A 17,359-nucleotide genomic window follows, 5' to 3' on the forward strand; every position below is an offset into this window, starting at 1 on the left:
TTGAAACTTGGGCTATTTATATCTCGATGATGATCGGCAGGATCATCGGCTTCCGTTTCGTTTCGGAGAATAAATATTGCCCGACTGCCTTCTTGATTTTCTGCTTTGTTGAATTTCTTTGGTAATAATTTTCCTGCCTCAGATCATTAACCGTGCTTTTGACGATACTATTCACCTTCCGCAGCAGATCATCGGACTCGCGGGTGTAGACAAAGCCCCTCGATATAGTATCAGGTCCAGATACAATCTTCCTTTCCTTTTTGCTGAAAGTAAAGACAATGACGAGCATACCGTCCTCTGACAGCTGCTTCCGGTCGCGAAGGACAACCTCGCCGACATCTCCCACTCCCATTCCGTCAATGAGGGTATTTCCTGCTGGCACCTCCCTGGTCTGGCGGGCCGTGCCATCTTCAATATCCACCACATCACCGTTTTTCACAATAAATGTATGGCCCTCTTCAACACCTGCAGACTCAGCCAGCAGCCTGTGATGGTGAAGCATTCTGTATTCCCCGTGTATTGGAATGAAATACTTAGGCTTCATCAGAGTGAGCATAAGCTTGAGATCCTCCTGATAGCCATGCCCGGAAACATGCATACCCGTTGAACTGCCAGAGCCGTAAATAACATGTGCTCCAAGCATATAGAGATTGTCGATGATCCTGGTAACACCACGTTCGTTTCCGGGTATCGGACCTGCTGCAAGGATGACAGTATCGCCCGGCAGAACTTCGGCATCCCTGAAATTATTCGTCGACAAACGGGCAAGAGCGGCCATAGGCTCCCCTTGGCTCCCTGTGCACAGAATGCATACTTTTTCAGGCGGAAGCCCATCTATATCAGTTCCCTGGATAAGCATGCCTTCCGGAATAGTCAGGTAGCCGCGCTCCATTGCGACGCCGACTACATTGATCATGCTCCTGCCCAGGAGGGCGAGCTTCCGGCCTGTCTTAAAGCAGGCATCCGCCACCTGCTGAACCCTGTTCACATTCGAAGCAAAAGTAGAAATAATAACCTTGCGCGGTGCCTTGATAAAGGCCTCCAGGATATGGTCACCGACAATCCGTTCCGACGGGGAAAACCCTGTCCTTTCCGCATTTGTACTTTCCGAAAGAAGAGCCAGCACGCCTCTGGTCCCTAACTCTGCCATCTTATGGATATCTGCATACTGCTCATTCATAGGTGTCAGGTCGAACTTGAAATCTCCTGTATGAATGATCAGTCCTTCCGGTGTATCAAAAGCAATTCCGAGGCAGTCCGGAATACTGTGGTTGACCTTGAAAAAGCTTGCCCTGATGCTCCCGAGCTCCAATACTGTGTCAGATTCAATTTGTATAAGTCCAGTATCAGCGAGAATACCGTGCTCTGATAATTTCAGCTCAATAAGGCCAAGCGTAAACCTTGTTCCATATACAGGGACATTCACCCTTTTAAGGAAATACCCTATGCCTCCAATATGGTCTTCATGTCCATGCGTGATAATCAGCCCTTTTATCTTTGCACGGTTTTCTTGAAGATAAGTAATGTCCGGGATGATTAAATCGATGCCCATCAGGCTTTCATCCGGAAATTTACCGCCGCAGTCAATGACTACAATATCGTCACCGGATTCAAGAACATACATATTCTTGCCAATTTCATTCACACCGCCAAGGGCGAATATAGATACCGCTCCATCCTTCATATGCAAAACCTCCTTTTCATTCAGCCCCTAGCCCGGCTGATTCCAAATTCTGTCCAGGTTCAATGGGACATACACCATATCCCCATTGATCTGCTTATGTACGATTGGCTGCTGGAAATAATGGTCCATAGAGTATTTCTTTCCCTGATGCCTTGCTGCTATGTTCTGTCAGAGCAGCTTCTCCAATCGAATCATTGATGCATCAAGATCCGCCCCCTTGTAAAACGTTTTACATCGTTAATATGACCTGAATCCGCTGATATTATTTCCATATAGCTGTAAAAAACATATGCTGTTAGAAAGTGGACATACTGCATTTTCTTTGTCCGGTTCCAATAGCCTTTGAGGACTTTCCCTAAATATTCGGCCGCCTGCTTTTTATGTTATTACCCTGTCATTGTTTTTTGTCTCATAAAAAAGGCCGCTCCAATTAGGAGCAGCCCTCATTGATCATATTTATTTTCCTGGTTTCATTTTGATTATTCCGCCAAGTAAGCCAGCCCGCAGCTAATCCGGCCAGCATATTGGCAGCCATATAAAAAAAGCATTCTCCCCATAAATCTTCGTTTTCTCTGAAATCAGCCAAGCCGGAGAAAACAGTGAAGCCGACCAATATTCCCCAGCCTAATGCCCATTTGAGCAGATAAAGGCCCCTGCCTTTAGGTTCTTCTGTTTTCTTCCATATTAGGAGCCTCTGCATCCTGGTGATATGACGCTCTTTATAGACCAGCCAGGCTAATAACGCCATCATTATGCCTGCTGTGAGCCGGATTACAAAGGCGGCTGCACCTTGATCAGCAGTGAAGGCCAAGAAGATTTTATAGAAAGATAACGACAATGAAAACAAAATCAATAGAACTTTAAAAAACATCATGTTCAACATCTCTCCAGAAGTGGATTAATTTGGACGGGGCAATATTTTTGGAAATTGTTTATAATGGCAATTGAATTCAATAGCGGGAAAGTATCTTATGTTATATCAAAAATTTCTTACAGCCATTGCAGTATCCTTGATTTTTTCTCTATCTATATTTCTGATAGGCTTTATGCTAACAGGGTCGGAATCCCTGCTTGATACTCTGCTGGGACTTTTTCTTACCATAATGTTTTCGCTTGCAGGGACCTTATTTTACGGTCTGCCCGTTTCCCTGCTTGCTTCTGCTCCAGCCGCTCTTTTTAAAGGGAAAATTGCACTGCAGACTTTATTTTCAGTCTTCATTTATGCTGCTTTTACCTTTCTAGCCTTTTTTTTGGCGCAAAAGGATCCACTGCTAAGGGGGTCAGTCATCACCTGTTCATTTTTGTTTTTCATCCTGGATTTCCTGTTTGACACCGAAAAGCGGCGATGGATCCTTTCCGGCTGGAAACGGAAAAAATAGGGGGCTGCTGAAAAGTAATTTCCACTGCAGCCCTCAGGTTTATCCTAATTTTAAAAAAGCAGTTCAAAGCCGCCTTGATTCCCCCTCAGCCTTAATCACGATAATAATGTTGTTTACCTCTCCGCTTTCTGCATATTCTCCTCCAATCTATTCCCCTCAGAATCTGCTGAATAATCCCCGAGCTTATGTTCCTCTATAAGCTCCAGATTCCTTTTATTATGGGCGTATTTCAGTATATGTTCCTTTATATTTGGATAAAGAATGATTTCGTGAAGCTCTGATAGCTTTACCCACCTTACTCCCGTTTGGTGCGAATCTGGATTTTCCGGCAATTTAGCTTGTGACCCTTCTTTTAATAAGCATTCAAACATGAGACAGAGTGAGTGTGTTTCACCGAACCTGCCTTCAGCTGTGTGCGGTGCATATTCATAAACAAATGCAAGCGGACCTGCTTCAACATCCACTGATGCCTCTTCCTTTGCTTCTCTCACGGCAGCTTCCCTGACCGTTTCTCCCGGTTCAGCGCCTCCGGCCGGCAGATTGTAATGGAGGCCGTTTTCGTCATTGAATTCAATCAACAGGATCGAATCTTTTTCCATGATGACGGCACCTGCCCTGACTCTAATATGATGTGGCATATTTCCCCTCCCTTTTTAAGCATGTAAAATATATTCGGCACGATCCTGCAAAAATCATGCTGGATTGTGAGAACTTTGGCTTTTCTGATTGAGTGGTTCCTTTAGTGGATATAATGTTTACTACTATTAGGAGAGGTTTATCAAATGTACCTTTTACTGGTTATTCTTGTCTATATTTTATTTGCTGTTTATCTGGTCGACTGGGAGCGCTGGAATGAATTTTATCCAACCATCCAGTACTTCATCATCTGCAATCTTTTGTACAATTTCCTTTTCTATAATCATACGCTGTGGAGTTATCATGCAGTAACGGTTGACTGGCTCAATCATACACTGATTGAATTGGCTTTCACTTTTTTCGTACTGCCGGTTGTGTTAATGATTTACCTTCGGTTTTTTCCTAAAGGCAAAAAGAGTTTTCCTTATATAGCTGTTTGGATCGCCTACTTTACGACAATCGAATATGTCTTTTACAAAAAAGGGCTTTTTATATACGATAACGGATGGAATGTCTTATGGTCTGGAGTATTCAATGTCATCCTTTTCTCAATGGTCAGGCTTCACAGCAAAAAGCCAAAGCTGGCACTAGCCTTATCCTTGCCCTTAATCATTATCCTTCTGTGCTTCTTCCACCCACAATTAAAAGACTTAAAGTAAAAGTACGGGGTGCACTTAATGGAACCGAACCCAATATCCACACCAGTTTTTCTAATCACAGTGATCACCATTTACCTCTCCATGGCCATCTATCTCAACAGAAAAAAATAACGTGTCAGGCACCTCAGATGGACACTTTACGCCATTTTGTCTTTTTGCAGTGCCAGGCACATATTATAAATACCTTACATAAATGAGAAAGTCTGTCCATTCTCCATTCTCAAAGGCAAATTTCTTCCTTGTGCCTTCATAGTGGAAGCCGCTTCTTTCGGCAAGAGTGATGGATGGGCGGTTGTCGGTGTTTATATGCAGCTCGAGCCGGTGGAAGCCAAGTTTTTCATGAAAAGCTTCGGCTGCTGCTGACACTGCTTCTGTTCCATAGCCTTTTTTCCAGAATTGGTTATGAAGGGAGTAGCCCATCATCCCCCACTGATAGTCCATCCTCAGGATGGTGAACAGCTCGACTTTACCAACATTAAGGTTATCTTTTTTCCTGAAGATGCCGAGATTTGTCATCTGATCCCTCACAGCTGCTTCCGAAAAACCTCTGATCCACTTTTCAAACCACTCTCTGGTGTTATGCTCCATACTGACCGGCCTTCCTTCATCATACTTATAAAATGAAGGTTTTCTATCAGTGAAGCCCTTATACCAATTTTCATAATCAGAAAGCTTGAACGGGCGTATGACTAGCCTTTCAGTCACTATTGGTGCTATTTGCAAGTCCATTGATTCACTCTCCTTTCATTCCTTTCCTCTTCAATGAAAGTTTGGCATATTCCTTCTTTTCTTAAGAGCAATTTAATACCAACTTGACAAATCGGATATATAGGGATTATAGTTGTACATAACATCTTTTATCATATTCTTTGGCCATAGCAGATAATTGAAGGGGATGAGCATTTTGATGATAACGAAGGAAGAATCTCGCAGAAACCTTATTCTCAATAAATTAATGGCAATTACACAATTCCAGGATAAAAAAGAACTCGTGGAAATGACCTGCACAGAGCTGGAAGGTTTGTATTTAAGCCAGCTTTTCGCTGCATCTTCACATCCCCACAGCGGGCAAAAATCGATTCGGTTAATCGGGAAAAAATAATAAATAAAGGTAGAGAGCCGGATTTGGCTCTCTACCTTTTTTAATATAGTTGAGTCAATGACCACGGCTCCCCTTACTGACGGATTAATACTTCCGTCTGGCATAATTTTCTCTTATTCTTCCTGGCCACACTCCCTGCTTTATTGTCGTTGTCCAGTAGATTTATCGTTATATAGTCCACTTTTATCTATTTATCATCCAAATGCCTGTGCCGCCAGAGCGAATAAACACCCATTTCTTGCAGGCATAGCTTCTGCATTTAAAATCATGACGGGAGGTGACGCAGAAAGAGAAAACCCGCTGCCTACTAAGGTACTCACAAAGTTATCCAGACCTGATGGCACATCGATCCTCAGCTGTCCCTGATGTCCATCGGCAAGCTGATCGAGCAAAAGGGAGGCAGTTTCAGGGTCTTCTGCAGCAATGGGGCCAAGAATGAGATTGACTGGGCCCTGGATTGAAAGCCCATAACCAATAAGATTCCCTTCGGAATCAAAAGCAAGCAGGCAATCTTTTGCCTGTGCAATTCTATGTTTCAGAAAAACCGTCCTTCCGCTGCCAAACGCTTGTTTGTCAAACTCTACCAGACTATCAAAACAATCATGGCTGAATTCCTTTATGACTGAAACTCTCCCTTTTTCTGAGAAAATGGCCTGCTTGTAATCCTGGCAAAGATATTTCTGAATAGTGTCGACTTCAGAAAAGCCTAATTTAAGATATAAAGGCCTGCCTTCTTCAGTGGCAACCAGCATGATGCTTGTTCCATCAGCAGCCAATTCCAGGCAGCCCTGCACTGCCGCTTTGGCCAGCCCCTTTCCCCTAAAGCCGGGATCTGTAATCACCATACCGAGCCATGCCAAGCTGTCGTCATATGGAATGAGTGCAGCACAAGAAACAAGCTCACCTCCCGCAGTCTTATGGCCCAGAACAGTTCCAGATTTAAGGACCGTTAAGACTTCTTCCTGTTCATAGTCCCAGCCGACCGCTGCGGAAAGCTTGATCAATCCTTGTATATCATCTTCATTCATTCTTATCAGGGATATACCTTCTGCAATCTGCTTCATTTCCTTTTTCCTACCTTCTTTCTTAGCTGCTTATCCTTCAGTAAGGCTTGCCTGGCTCATTCTTGTAACAAACTGTATCACACGCATCGAAGCAAGCCTTCAGTTAAAGAAGGACAATATGATGACGGCAGCAATTGAAGCAAGGAAAAAACCAATAATGATATATTTAATGATTTTAATCGGTTTCGGAAGGCTGCGCACATCAGCTGCATCCGGCAGCCCCTCAATCTTTTTCATATGATCTACAGCATCATTCATCGGTTCTTTTCCAGCCATTTTGCCATCTCCCATCGCTCTTTCTACATATTATTCTATGTTTCAGCCCTCATTCCTTTAAAATAATGAAAGCTTTTGGAAGAATAGTAAGCCTTCAAGATCCGGTCTGTTTCTATAAAAGTCAATTCCTTAAGGCTCATCCCTTCTGACATCAGGCTTTTGATGATCTGAGCCCCGGCGAAATAGCCGCCCCTGCCCTCAACCTCTGTACCTATGAAGTATTTCTCAAGCATCCGCCTGTCAAGAGGACAGTCCAAATCATAAAAAATTTCTTTTTCTATTTCTGATAAAGATGATTGGAAGATTTGATAATGATTTTGGCTCATCATCAAAGCCTCGGCAATTGATGCATCATCATGTCCCTTGCCTGATAATTCCAATGAGGTCCACACAGCAAGCCCCTCAGCAGCCGCCAGCTGCCCTACAGTCAGGACGTCAAAATTTTCTTTACCTTTTAAACGTTGAAATCTGGCCATGTGGCTAAACTCATGGGGGATGAGAATTCCGGGATCTTTTTCTCCCAGGAGCTCAAGTCCAAGGTAAATGAACGGATCCCTGGATGGGGGAGCGGATCCATCACTATAACCAAGACCAGTCAGCAGGTAGACAGTGAAATTTTCGTGAAATTCAAAATAGGTGCAGCATTTCTTTAAAATCGCCTCTATCTTTTTGAAGGAAAATTGCACCCGCCCTTTTTCAGACTGTAAGAGCAGATCCTGAAAATTCAATTGCTCTACAATAGCTTGGATTCTTTCCTCATCCAGCTTGTAAAGGCTGCTGAAAAGAGGATTGAATGCTGCTTGGTATTTACTGCAGTAAACCTGCCATGCTGGATATTTTCCATAAATCCGCTCCCTCTCTGCTGCTTGTTTAAAATCATTAAATCCATCGACCAGCTTCATCCGCTGCACCTCCTTCTCTTTCTTAATTCATCATAACAGCGGAAAATCCTTTTTTTAAAAAAAGCCGCAAATTGCAGCTCTTTAAGATTCTATTTCACTAGTTCATCCCGATCCGCAGCATGCGGAGGCCTTTCCAGCCATCCATGCTTGATAAGAATCTGCAGGCCATCCTCAGCATACAAGCCCACTTCTGCCAGAAGACGGCTGTAATCACCGGCAATGTCTCTCCTTGGACTGGCCGAAAGTGCTGTACCGTAATTCCCTATTCCTGAAGCAGACATTAAATTCACCTGGAACATCATCAGTTTGTCAGAGAAAGGTGCTGCCTGGCTTTCAGAAATCTCAGCATCCCAAGTGACAGGGGCAGGCAGATCTTCCTCCTGCAGGAATCGGCTGAAAATCCTGGCATGTTTTTTAGCAATCTCCTTACCGCGCATCATATAATCTTTGACATCTTCATTTTTGGCTGTTTGGGCAAATCCCAAAACAAGTGCGCCTCCAAAATAATTAGTTTGGATATTTGCAAAAAGATGGCTTATTTCAGCTGCTGTCAGTGACCTCTGCCGGCCGAACCAGCCGGCCAGAAAATGCTGATCCTCCACCATTACTGCTTCTGTAAGAGGAGGAATATAAGGCGACCTCACTTCAAGCCCTTTCGAGAGCAGAACCTTTTTTGTCTCATTCATCAATTCCATTGTAGAAGAAATGCAGGACATAAAATGTTCACGGATATCATTCCGATACGTGTGAGGCAGGATCGCCCCATAAACTACCAATGCCCCTTTTACCATTTGCTCGGTATAAAAAAGGAAAAAATCATCTGAAAACAGCCTCGGTGCATTGGGATAAACATCCTGATCGGTAAAGCCTATAGGAACGGCGTGCCCTTCTTCCCTGAAAATATCGGATGTCACTTTCGTATGCTGTTCAGACAAATCTAGTGCATGGCTTAAAACTGCCTTAATTTCACTGTCCTCCACACAGGTAAGAAAATACTTATAAACACATATGAACATACTGTCAGCTATATAATTGGCCCATAATCCCCCAGTTTCTGATGCAGTCAAGCGAATGCGATGATTTTCCAAAAAAATACCCCCACTATATTGATGGAGGTATTTTTCCCAAAATCTTCAGCTAATATAAATATTTATATTCTGAGTGGCTACTGGAGCATTGTGGCTCTTACCCTCTATAGAGTTTTCTCCAATTCCTTTACCAGCTCGCTAAACTTTCTCATTGAATTCTCGATTGGTTCTGGGGAAGTCAGATCTACTCCAGTCTTCTTTAGAAGCTCAAGCGGGTAATCGCTGCTTCCGCTCTTCAGGAACTCAATGTAAGACTCAAGCGTCTCTTTATCGCCTTCGAGTATCCTTGTGGCAAGATGGATGGCTGAAGCAAATCCGGTGGCATATTTGTACACATAGAATGGGCGGTAAAAATGCGGGATCCTGGACCAGCCGTATTTCACCTCTTCATCAAAGACAAGCTCTTCGCCATTATACTCACGGAAGAGGTTCTCATAGATTCCGTTGAAGACCTCAACATTGAGCGGTTTTCCCTGCTCTGCATATTCATGGGTAATCTTTTCAAACTCGGCAAACATAACCTGTGTAAAAAAGGTTCCCTTGAACTTATCGATAAAGTGATTGAGTAAATGCTTGCGCACATTCTCATCCTTCTCGTTATCGAGCAGATAGTTGATCAAGAGCACTTCATTGACCGTTGATGCCACTTCAGCAACAAAAATGCTGTAGCGCGCTGAGATCTGCGGCTGATGCTGGCTGCTCAGCTTGCTGTGCACCCCATGGCCGCATTCATGCGCAAGCGTGAACAAGCTGTTCAAATCATCCTGGTGGTTCAGGAGGATATAAGGATGAACACCATAGACACCCATATTATAAGCGCCCGATCTTTTCCCCGGGGTTTCCCGGACATCGAGATAACGAGCATTTTTAAAGTCCTTCAATGTCTTGACATAGTCCTCGCCAAGCGGTGCCAAAGCCTTCAGCATAATTTCATATGCCTCTTCATACGGAATTTCCTGTTTCACCCCGCTTACAAGAGGGACACTCAAGTCATACTGATGAAGCTCATCAAGCTTGAGTTTTTCTTTCCTCAGCCTGTTGTATTCGTGCATTGGCGCAATATTATCCTTTGCCGATTGGATCAGGTTTTCATAAACTTCTTTCGGGACATTATCCCCGAAAAGCCCTTTTTCCAAAGCAGAAGGATAGCGGCGAAGCTTGGATGTCGATACATTGTTCTTTATCGCAGCAGACAAGGTGGATGCAATTGTATTTTTCAGTTCGACATATGGCTTGTAATAAGCTTTGTAAGCCTCCTTCCGCTTTTCGCGGTCTTCATCTTCAATCAGCTTGCTGTACATGCCCCGCGTAAGGCGGACCTTCTCGCCATCGTCTTTTGTAACCATCCCGAACTTGATATCGGCATTATTGATCATGCCATACGTATTGCTTGGAGATGAGAGAGCTTCTCCAAGCTGTGAAAGAACTTCTTCCTGTTCTTTGGTCAGCACATGGGTTTTATAGCGGAAAGATTCAAGCAGGTCTTCTTCGAAATATTTCAGTCCTCCTTCTTCTGCGATATACCCTTTAAGCGTTTCTTCATCAAGGCTGAGAAGATATGGCATGAAAAATGAAGTGGCTGCCCCGACTTTTACCCCAAGCTGTTTGACGCGGTCCTGCAGGGCTTGGGCAGCCGTATCCCTCGTATCCTGATCCGCCTTAAACATGCTGTAAGCATATACATGTGTAAATGTATACGAAAGCTCTTCACTTAGCTTTAAATATTGGTATAGGTCTTGTGCATCATTAATATTGCCGTCAAACTCTTTAAGCTTTTCAGCCATTTTCCCGACTTTCTCAAAATCCTGTTCCCACAGCTTTTCATCACTATAGATATCCTTAAGATTCCACGTTTCTTCAACAGGCACATCCTGCCTGGAAGTGTATGCTGTCATACCCCTCACTCCTTCTGAAAAATACTTCTATTTATTATGTACGGAAAACCCGCTGCTGCTATTCCCCTTCAGAAATAAGTATTTTATAGCCTGCCAGCTGGGGTCCTTCTTCATAGCTTTCCCTGCTGATGATATAAAACCCTGATTCTTCAGGATCGGCAATCACAAGTTCATCTGGACTTTTGTCCACCTGGGCGGCGTCCAGGCTGAAATATTTTTCCCCTAAAAGGGCATGATCGAAATTCATAAAAAAACCTCCTTTTGAAAAAGATATCAGAACATTAAAGAAATACCAAAGCTTATGCTTCATTTCCCTTTATTGCCTGTAACTTTCTTTCCCTTGTTTACGCCAGTATATATAAAGGGAAAAGGAATCCTGGCAGCAAAGAAAGGTGATCATAATGTATAAATGGATCCTGGTGCTTGCCCTTGTTCTAACAGGGTGCGGCACGAGCACAGAAAAGAATGAATCGGGCAGCGGATCGGAAAATAATACAAACGGAGGAGGGAGCGGCATTATTGCAGGCAATGTAGAACCTGAACTTCAAAAGGAAAGCTCATTGAATTATATATACATCATTAAAAACCAGACAGAAAAAGAAGTTAAAATGAAATTTCCAACTTCCCAGCGTTTTGACTATTCTGTAAAAGATAAGGATGGAGCAGAAGTATTCCTGTTTTCAAGTGCTGCATTTTTCCTGCAGGCTGAGGGAGAAGAAGTTTTGAAGCCTGCTGAAGAGCTGAATTACGATATTAACCTCAGCCAGCTGAAGCTCGCTCCAGGGACGTACACCCTTGAAGCCTGGATGACACAGCAGGACGGGGAAGACTATAAAGTCACCGAGGAAATCACTATTCAATAGATAATGGCCCCTGCATTTACATCCTTGCAGGGGTATTTTTTATATAATTCTTATCACAGGCTCATGAAAGGAAAACACATGAACGTGATGCTCAAAACATGCAATAGAATAATGCGTTAGCTCTCTTCCTTCTGATACTTTCTGATAAACATATTCTTTCTTTACGAAATCCAGCAGCGTTGACTCGGCATAAACCCTAAAGGCTTCTCCCTCAAACACATCTTCATCATTCCAAACCGTAAAATCATCATGAGCGACAGAATAAGTAACATAATTTTGAAACTCAATCTCTGCCCTGACGGCCCTGCTGTCAGGATGGGGATAGATCAGCAGATCTGTGGCATTTTTGCTTATAAGAACCGAAATGCGCAGCATAGCTCCTTCCGTTCTAGGCTCGAAGATTTGTTCAAATGAAATATCGATATCCTTCATCTCCATTAAGTCTTTATAACGCATATACTTTCCTTTCCAAACCATGATACCTTTGCTCCATTTTTGTTACCGTATTAACTATTAAAATAATAGCAGTAATTTATGTCTGCACCTGCTGCCGCTGTCATCAGAAGCATTAGACTCTGCCTCCTGCTTTTTTTCAAATATAGCCTGCTGCTAATGGCCAGGAGAATCATGAATTCATATAGTAGACCTCCAAATTGAGTCCATATCCTTATTACGATCCTTCAGAGGTAAAAGTTCCTGCTATTCTGCCAGTTTTTATTGCTAAATGAAAAAGGCTGCCCTTTTAAGGACAGCCTTTCCTGCTACTCAGCCTTGCTTGAATTACCTTCTTCTGTTTTGTCTTCAGACATTTTTACTGTGCCTGTTTTTTCTTCTTCTATATTTTCTTCATCTGCTTCTTTTACCGCAGTATCTTCATTCAGCTTATATTGATATTTCGAGCGGTCCACCGGTTCAAACCCTTCCGGTGTGTAAAATCTGAGAAGGTCTCCATTAACAACTTTGTCTGAAAGCTTAAGCTTCTGCTCTACATTCAGCTTGTATTTTTCCGCCTCTTCAAGCCTGCTTTCGTCCAGCAGCTCGCCCGTCTTGGAATCATAGAACTTCCCGCCTGTCGAAGTAATCTCAGGGCTGGCAAAATCTCCATTTCGGAAAGGAACAATATCATCATGCTCCTCTGATAAAAGGTCTGTTCCAAACTGGATATTGTCTTTATTCTCTATTCCAAGCAAGTGAAGTACGGTTGGCAGCAAATCGATCTGGCCGCCATATTCATGATTGACGCCGCCCTCCATGCCAGGCACACGGATGAACAGAGGCACCCTCTGCAATCCTTGGCTGACAAAGTCATCGACTTCATGTCCAAGCACCTCTTCCATTGCCTTATTATGGTTTTCGGATATTCCGTAATGGTCTCCGTACATAATAATAATGGAATTATCGTAAAGGCCTGCTTCCTTCAGATCCTCGAAAAACTGCTCCAGCGCCTCATCTGCATAACGGGCGGTCTGGAAGTAATTATCGACTGATTTATCCCCGGTTGTGTGAGGGGCAATCGTAGCTTCAGCCTGATCCATCTTATAAGGATAATGGTGTGTTACCGTAATGAACTTTGTATAGAAAGGCTGCTTCAGTGATTGTAAATTGTCCATCGACTGCTCAAAGAACGGTTTATCCATCAGGCCGTATTCTGCCTGAGGGGCAGTCATATCATAATAGCTTGAGTCAAAGAAATGATCAAAGCCAAAGGATTTGTAAATTTCATCCCTATTCCAGAAGCTGCCGGAGTTGCCGTGGAAAGCAGCGGATGTATACCCATGCTGGCCCAGGATGGCAGGTGCAGCCTGATACGTGTTCGTCCCCTTTGTTGTAAAAGCGGATCCCTGAGGCAGACCGTAAAGGGAATTTTCAAGCATGAACTCCGCATCGGCCGTTTTCCCCTGTGCAGTCTGGTGGTAGAAATTATCGAAGTACATCGTATTCTGCTCACTTGTGAGTGAGTTCAGGAATGGTGTTACTTCTTCGCCATGCAGCTTATAGTCAATCAGGAAGTTCTGTATAGACTCAAGGTGAAGGTAAATGACATTCATCCCTTCCCCGGCTCCGAAATACTTTTCATTCGGTTTGGCATGGTTTGATTTAGTAAAGTTGATGACTTCTGTCACATCATTGCTGTCGGCAAAGGCCCTCTGTGCAGTTGATTTTGTACTTTGAACAGCATCATAGATCGTATAATTGTACATTCCGAGATATTTGACAATATAGTTGCGGTCAAATCCCCTCGTCAGCAGCTGCGGACGGTCTGACTCAGCCAGTCCCAGATTGAAGCTGGAAATAGCCAGGGACAGGAACATCAATGCAGCTGCTTTCCTGCGCGGTACAGCAGCCATATCCATTTTTACAAAACGGCTTGCCAGCAATACAGCCAGAAGCAGCAGATCAGCAAAATAAAGGATATCATGCGGCTTCAGCAGAGATGTCACACTTCCGCTCACATCGCCGAAGTTTTGCGTCTGAGTCAATGTCGGCAAGGTCAGGAAGTCATTAAAAAACCTGTAAAAAAGCACATTTGCATACAGGAGGAATGACATGAGCAAGTCGATTCCGATTAATGCAAAGTATTTCTTCCGCCCTTTAAAGAAAAAAGCGATCCCGAGGAACAGCATCGCTGATCCAAGCGGATTCAGCACAAGCAGGAATTGCTGCAGGACGTTATCAATTCCAAGGCTGAATTCATGGGCCTGTACTGTGTAAGTCTTAATCCACAGCATCAGGACCGCCAATGCATAAAAGCCTGAGAATTTAGTTAGTATATTGGCATTCATATAGTTTGTTTTCTTCAAGTATAATACCCTCTTTCTATTGCAAAATCGAAATCTTGCACAGGGGAAGCCATTTCCCGTTTAACATCTTTGGCCCTTACATTGCGATTGCAGCACAACATAATGTGTAAGTGTACCATGTTTCTGTGCAAAAATGAACTGGAAACCGATCCAAATCCGGCTTGTTCACAAAAAGCTCACATATATTATACGTATAAACAGCCCAAAAAGTTTCAGCCATGCTTTGGACAGAAAATGAAATAGACTCAAATATATATACCCATGAATAGAAAGATATTCCTAGAATCATAAAAAAATTGAAGATGTTCCACTCATCTCAGTGCCAAAGGTATTACTCTGCTAATCCATTTAATGGTAAGATATAGTCATATTTGCTGGAGGTGAAAGATTGAGGAAGAATTTGCTTTTGTTTTGTATCCCTGCTGCCTTTGTTCTTCTTTACTTCATAGTCAGCTTTTCATTTGGCGAGGAAAAATTTGATGAGGTTCTTGCCAAAGAGGATATATTAATCTCCGATATTGAATCGATCGAAATTATCAGCGGCTGGAAGGATGAGCGGAAATATTTAACTGGAAGACAAGATATCCAACGCTTAATGGAGAACTTTACCGGTTTGAAAATGAATAAAAATAATTTTGCTCAACTATCAGATGAAGATAGCTATTGGCTGACGATCTCCTCGAAAAGCGGCAAAAGGCTGGCTCTTACGATATTTGAAAGTGATTATATAACTGTGTACAGCTTCCAGGACAAGAACTCCCGAAGCAATACTTACAAACTCTCCCATTCAGGCTTAAAACTGTCCTTAGAAGAAATCTTCAAATAACGATTATTAAATTGAGGTGAATTTTATTCCTATGCACATTGAGGAAAATTGGCGGAAATATTGCACCGAGGAAAATTTTATAGGAATCGGTTCTACAAGAAAGGTGTACCTGCATAAGGAATATGCCATCAAAGTGAATCTCCATCCACTCGGGTTCAAGCAATCTTTAAAAGAGATGGAAATTTATCAATTTATGAAAGCTGAAGGATTGGGCAGCCTGTTTGCTGAAGCTTTCTATGTTGATCGGTCTGTTTCTGTGCAAAGATATTATCAGCCCGTCCCCTTGATCAATAATCAGTCTTACGAGATTGATAAAGATTCAGACAGAGCCTTCCTCCCTTCCGGTTATGAAAAAGCATTGCGGATCCTTGATGCTGAATTTGACTCTTTTGATGTTAAAGACAGCAGCAATTACGGTATTAATGGCAAGAAGCAGCTCGTATTCATCGATTACGGGATGACAAAGAAGCTTTATGAAAATGAGTGGGTCCCTTTGGCTGAAAGCGGGGTCCTGCCGCAAATATATTTTGAACGGTGCATCTCATGCGGGATAGAAAGAGAGCTCCGCATGTATGGAGATCATGATGAAGACAAAAGGTGCCTGCAGTGCGGGAAAGAATGAAGCAATGAGGCACCGGAGACTATTAACCTCTCATAAAAATTGCGGGGCAGCAACATGTATGACAATATCAGCAAAGATATGGGCGATCATTGCATATTCCAGCCCTGCATACACGAATATGGCTCCGAACACTACACCCCCTATTCCATTTATAAGGAGCATTCCAAGAATAAGTCCAAGAGTCATGTCGAAAGCTGAAGCAGCGACTCCAAAGTGCAGAGCGCCAAATAAGAGTGCTGCGCTGAAGATGCTGACCCAAATGGCAGTCTTCCCTGGCTTCTTTTTCTTAATCTTCGCTGTTAACCAGAGAAGCAGCGTGACAAAGAACAATCGGAACATTGTTTCTTCTGTGGTACCCGCTCCGAAAGAGCCTAAAAGACCCAGCTTCCAATCCGGTTCGTTTATGCTGGAGTTATCAATACCGAGCGGCTTCGATATAAAATAGCTTGTGATACAAATCACAATACCTGTCAGAACTCCGTAAAAGACTGCCTTTCCTGCATCTTTTGCATGCTTCCTCCAATTTCCTGAACGCCTGATAAAAGATTCCAGCATGGGAATTTTAACAGCTGCCGTTCTTGCCATCAGCAGAGCCAGCAGGATTAGAATGCCAGCCTCTATTAAGGTCTGGCCAGCAAATATCAGCGTAAAAGCTCCTGCCGACACCCCCATTTCCTTATGGAACCCTTCCCTGGCAATAGCATAAGGAGCTAATGCCAATGCTCCTGCCAGATTGATTGCAAGAAGCAGGAAATACATCCTCCAGTTAACAAGCGGCTCTCTTTTGGATTGAACCTGGATCTCCGCTTTTTCATCTGAACATTCCTCCATTTTCCGCTTCAGCAGCTCAGCCAGTTCGTCTGATTGCTCAATATAAATGAAGGCTTTCTTCACTTCTTTCTTTAATCCAAAATAACCCCTTGCCGTAACAGGATGCTTAAAGATTATTTCATGCCTCAGCTCATCACCCATTCCGAATATCCTGGTCAGCACTCTCGGGAAAGCGGTTGCATGAAAGACGCCGTTTTCGTAAATGATCCCTCCGCTTTTGTTATACTGAAGGGATGCTTTCTGTATTTTATCAATCTCGCTGATATGAAAGGACAATTCCCTTCTCGCCCCAATTTTCATATCAACCCTGTTATTTTTGACTGTAATGGGTGTATTGCGGAGCCAGTTATATTCGCCGATCATATAAATGATGCTATAAATATGGACCGCTGAAATAGTGTAAGCAAGGGCTGGCTCCTCATTTCTCAGGTAGATATGGAAAACAATCATTTCAAGAATCTGTTCATGCAAAAGAGCGAGGAACAGCCAAAAATAATTGGAGCCTTTCAATAATGGAAAAACAGCTGCCTGATTTACAGGCTTCCTCTTCCCCCATTGGAAAATGCTGTAATACAGAATCTTTCCTTCTTTCAACACCATCGCTCCAAATGGATTGTGATCAATCCTTCCCTGTTTATATTTGATAAAAACAAAAATCAGAAAAGCCTCGAGCAATACAGCCAGTATAGAAAGTGAAATCAGCATCTGTTTATCCATGTAAGCTCCCCCTT

General features: G+C 43.1%; 18 protein-coding genes. 5 read left to right on the forward strand and 13 right to left on the reverse strand.

What is annotated here, in order from left to right; genetic code table 11:
* Positions 1-16: 16 nt before the first annotated feature.
* From CYJ37_RS04210 to CYJ37_RS04225, 3 genes are all read right to left on the reverse strand, one after another.
* Positions 17-1,684 (reverse strand): ribonuclease J, encoded by a 1,668-nt coding sequence (locus CYJ37_RS04210; protein WP_101548072.1) that lies wholly within the window; start codon positions 1,682-1,684, stop codon positions 17-19.
* 430 nt (positions 1,685-2,114) lie between these two features.
* Positions 2,115-2,558 (reverse strand): hypothetical protein, encoded by a 444-nt coding sequence (locus CYJ37_RS04215; RefSeq protein ID WP_101548074.1) that lies wholly within the window; start codon positions 2,556-2,558, stop codon positions 2,115-2,117.
* Between the two features lie 618 nt (positions 2,559-3,176).
* Complete coding sequence (locus CYJ37_RS04225) at positions 3,177-3,701, reverse strand: NUDIX domain-containing protein (protein ID WP_101548078.1); 525 nt, start codon at positions 3,699-3,701, stop codon at positions 3,177-3,179.
* A gap of 144 nt (positions 3,702-3,845) precedes the next feature.
* On the opposite strand from CYJ37_RS04225, the gene CYJ37_RS04230 reads away from it, so the two are divergent.
* Positions 3,846-4,358 carry a CBO0543 family protein gene (locus CYJ37_RS04230; protein ID WP_101548080.1) on the forward strand — a complete coding sequence of 171 codons (513 nt, stop codon included), beginning with the start codon at positions 3,846-3,848 and terminating at the stop codon, positions 4,356-4,358.
* A gap of 174 nt (positions 4,359-4,532) precedes the next feature.
* Here the strand turns inward: CYJ37_RS04230 and CYJ37_RS04235 are convergent, their stop codons facing one another.
* Positions 4,533-5,087, reverse strand: coding sequence for a GNAT family N-acetyltransferase (locus tag CYJ37_RS04235; protein ID WP_101548082.1), 555 nt, complete (start codon positions 5,085-5,087; stop codon positions 4,533-4,535).
* 175 nt (positions 5,088-5,262) lie between these two features.
* On the opposite strand from CYJ37_RS04235, the gene CYJ37_RS04240 reads away from it, so the two are divergent.
* Positions 5,263-5,460, forward strand: coding sequence for a hypothetical protein (locus CYJ37_RS04240; RefSeq protein ID WP_101548084.1), 198 nt, complete (start codon positions 5,263-5,265; stop codon positions 5,458-5,460).
* 194 nt (positions 5,461-5,654) lie between these two features.
* On the opposite strand, the gene CYJ37_RS04245 is transcribed toward CYJ37_RS04240, so the two are convergent.
* The 6 genes from CYJ37_RS04245 to CYJ37_RS04265 all read right to left on the reverse strand — a co-directional run bounded on the left by CYJ37_RS04245 (position 5,655) and on the right by CYJ37_RS04265 (position 10,932).
* Positions 5,655-6,524 (reverse strand): GNAT family N-acetyltransferase, encoded by an 870-nt coding sequence (locus tag CYJ37_RS04245; RefSeq protein WP_101548086.1) that lies wholly within the window; start codon positions 6,522-6,524, stop codon positions 5,655-5,657.
* A gap of 99 nt (positions 6,525-6,623) precedes the next feature.
* Positions 6,624-6,800, reverse strand: a complete 177-nt coding sequence (locus CYJ37_RS27040; protein ID WP_180827242.1) for a hypothetical protein — start codon at positions 6,798-6,800, stop codon at positions 6,624-6,626.
* A gap of 35 nt (positions 6,801-6,835) precedes the next feature.
* A complete protein-coding gene (locus tag CYJ37_RS04250; protein ID WP_101548088.1) occupies positions 6,836-7,702 on the reverse strand; it encodes a DUF2268 domain-containing putative Zn-dependent protease in 867 nt (288 codons plus the stop codon).
* A gap of 89 nt (positions 7,703-7,791) precedes the next feature.
* Positions 7,792-8,790 carry a DUF3231 family protein gene (locus CYJ37_RS04255; RefSeq protein WP_101548090.1) on the reverse strand — a complete coding sequence of 333 codons (999 nt, stop codon included), beginning with the start codon at positions 8,788-8,790 and terminating at the stop codon, positions 7,792-7,794.
* A 104-nt stretch (positions 8,791-8,894) separates the two neighbouring features.
* Positions 8,895-10,685: an oligoendopeptidase F gene (pepF, locus tag CYJ37_RS04260; protein ID WP_101548092.1), complete on the reverse strand. Its 1,791-nt coding sequence runs from the start codon at positions 10,683-10,685 to the stop codon at positions 8,895-8,897.
* Between the two features lie 58 nt (positions 10,686-10,743).
* Positions 10,744-10,932, reverse strand: a complete 189-nt coding sequence (locus tag CYJ37_RS04265; RefSeq protein ID WP_009793387.1) for a hypothetical protein — start codon at positions 10,930-10,932, stop codon at positions 10,744-10,746.
* 154 nt (positions 10,933-11,086) lie between these two features.
* Between CYJ37_RS04265 and CYJ37_RS04270 the strand changes: the two genes are divergently transcribed.
* Complete coding sequence (locus CYJ37_RS04270; protein ID WP_101548094.1) at positions 11,087-11,548, forward strand: BsuPI-related putative proteinase inhibitor; 462 nt, start codon at positions 11,087-11,089, stop codon at positions 11,546-11,548.
* A 39-nt stretch (positions 11,549-11,587) separates the two neighbouring features.
* Here the strand turns inward: CYJ37_RS04270 and CYJ37_RS04275 are convergent, their stop codons facing one another.
* Entirely contained in the window at positions 11,588-12,025 is a 438-nt protein-coding gene (locus CYJ37_RS04275; RefSeq protein ID WP_257964165.1) for a hypothetical protein, read from the reverse strand.
* Positions 12,026-12,309: 284 nt separating this feature from the next.
* Complete coding sequence (locus CYJ37_RS04280) at positions 12,310-14,331, reverse strand: LTA synthase family protein (RefSeq protein WP_101548443.1); 2,022 nt, start codon at positions 14,329-14,331, stop codon at positions 12,310-12,312.
* 406 nt (positions 14,332-14,737) lie between these two features.
* Between CYJ37_RS04280 and CYJ37_RS04285 the strand changes: the two genes are divergently transcribed.
* Together CYJ37_RS04285 and CYJ37_RS04290 are read left to right on the forward strand one after the other, a co-directional pair.
* The gene (locus CYJ37_RS04285) at positions 14,738-15,175 is read left to right on the forward strand and encodes a hypothetical protein (protein ID WP_101548096.1); all 438 of its coding nucleotides are present in this window, start codon (positions 14,738-14,740) and stop codon (positions 15,173-15,175) included.
* A 31-nt stretch (positions 15,176-15,206) separates the two neighbouring features.
* A complete protein-coding gene (locus CYJ37_RS04290; RefSeq protein ID WP_101548098.1) occupies positions 15,207-15,797 on the forward strand; it encodes a protein kinase in 591 nt (196 codons plus the stop codon).
* 30 nt (positions 15,798-15,827) lie between these two features.
* On the opposite strand, the gene CYJ37_RS04295 is transcribed toward CYJ37_RS04290, so the two are convergent.
* Positions 15,828-17,345: a CPBP family intramembrane glutamic endopeptidase gene (locus CYJ37_RS04295; RefSeq protein WP_101548100.1), complete on the reverse strand. Its 1,518-nt coding sequence runs from the start codon at positions 17,343-17,345 to the stop codon at positions 15,828-15,830.
* Positions 17,346-17,359: the final 14 nt, after the last annotated feature.

The sequence above is a fragment of the Bacillus sp. UMB0728 genome (assembly GCF_002858875.1).
GTDB classification, from domain to species: Bacteria; Bacillota; Bacilli; order Bacillales; family Cytobacillaceae; genus Bacillus_AB; species Bacillus_AB infantis.

Bases quoted from the DNA above. Each gene is read 5' to 3' on its own strand.
- CYJ37_RS04215 (WP_101548074.1), bottom strand. From the start codon at position 2,558: ATGATGTTTTTTAAAGTTCTATTGATTTTGTTTTCATTGTCGTTATCT.
- CYJ37_RS04225 (WP_101548078.1), bottom strand. From the start codon at position 3,701: ATGCCACATCATATTAGAGTCAGGGCAGGTGCCGTCATCATGGAAAAA.
- CYJ37_RS04290 (WP_101548098.1), top strand. From the start codon at position 15,207: ATGCACATTGAGGAAAATTGGCGGAAATATTGCACCGAGGAAAATTTT.
- CYJ37_RS04295 (WP_101548100.1), bottom strand. From the start codon at position 17,345: ATGGATAAACAGATGCTGATTTCACTTTCTATACTGGCTGTATTGCTC.
- CYJ37_RS04210 (WP_101548072.1), bottom strand. From the start codon at position 1,684: ATGAAGGATGGAGCGGTATCTATATTCGCCCTTGGCGGTGTGAATGAA.
- CYJ37_RS04250 (WP_101548088.1), bottom strand. From the start codon at position 7,702: ATGAAGCTGGTCGATGGATTTAATGATTTTAAACAAGCAGCAGAGAGG.
- CYJ37_RS04230 (WP_101548080.1), top strand. From the start codon at position 3,846: ATGTACCTTTTACTGGTTATTCTTGTCTATATTTTATTTGCTGTTTAT.
- CYJ37_RS04235 (WP_101548082.1), bottom strand. From the start codon at position 5,087: ATGGACTTGCAAATAGCACCAATAGTGACTGAAAGGCTAGTCATACGC.
- CYJ37_RS27040 (WP_180827242.1), bottom strand. From the start codon at position 6,800: ATGGCTGGAAAAGAACCGATGAATGATGCTGTAGATCATATGAAAAAG.
- CYJ37_RS04265 (WP_009793387.1), bottom strand. From the start codon at position 10,932: ATGAATTTCGATCATGCCCTTTTAGGGGAAAAATATTTCAGCCTGGAC.
- CYJ37_RS04280 (WP_101548443.1), bottom strand. From the start codon at position 14,331: ATGAATGCCAATATACTAACTAAATTCTCAGGCTTTTATGCATTGGCG.
- CYJ37_RS04245 (WP_101548086.1), bottom strand. From the start codon at position 6,524: ATGAAGCAGATTGCAGAAGGTATATCCCTGATAAGAATGAATGAAGAT.
- pepF (WP_101548092.1), bottom strand. From the start codon at position 10,685: ATGACAGCATACACTTCCAGGCAGGATGTGCCTGTTGAAGAAACGTGG.
- CYJ37_RS04275 (WP_257964165.1), bottom strand. From the start codon at position 12,025: ATGGTTTGGAAAGGAAAGTATATGCGTTATAAAGACTTAATGGAGATG.
- CYJ37_RS04270 (WP_101548094.1), top strand. From the start codon at position 11,087: ATGTATAAATGGATCCTGGTGCTTGCCCTTGTTCTAACAGGGTGCGGC.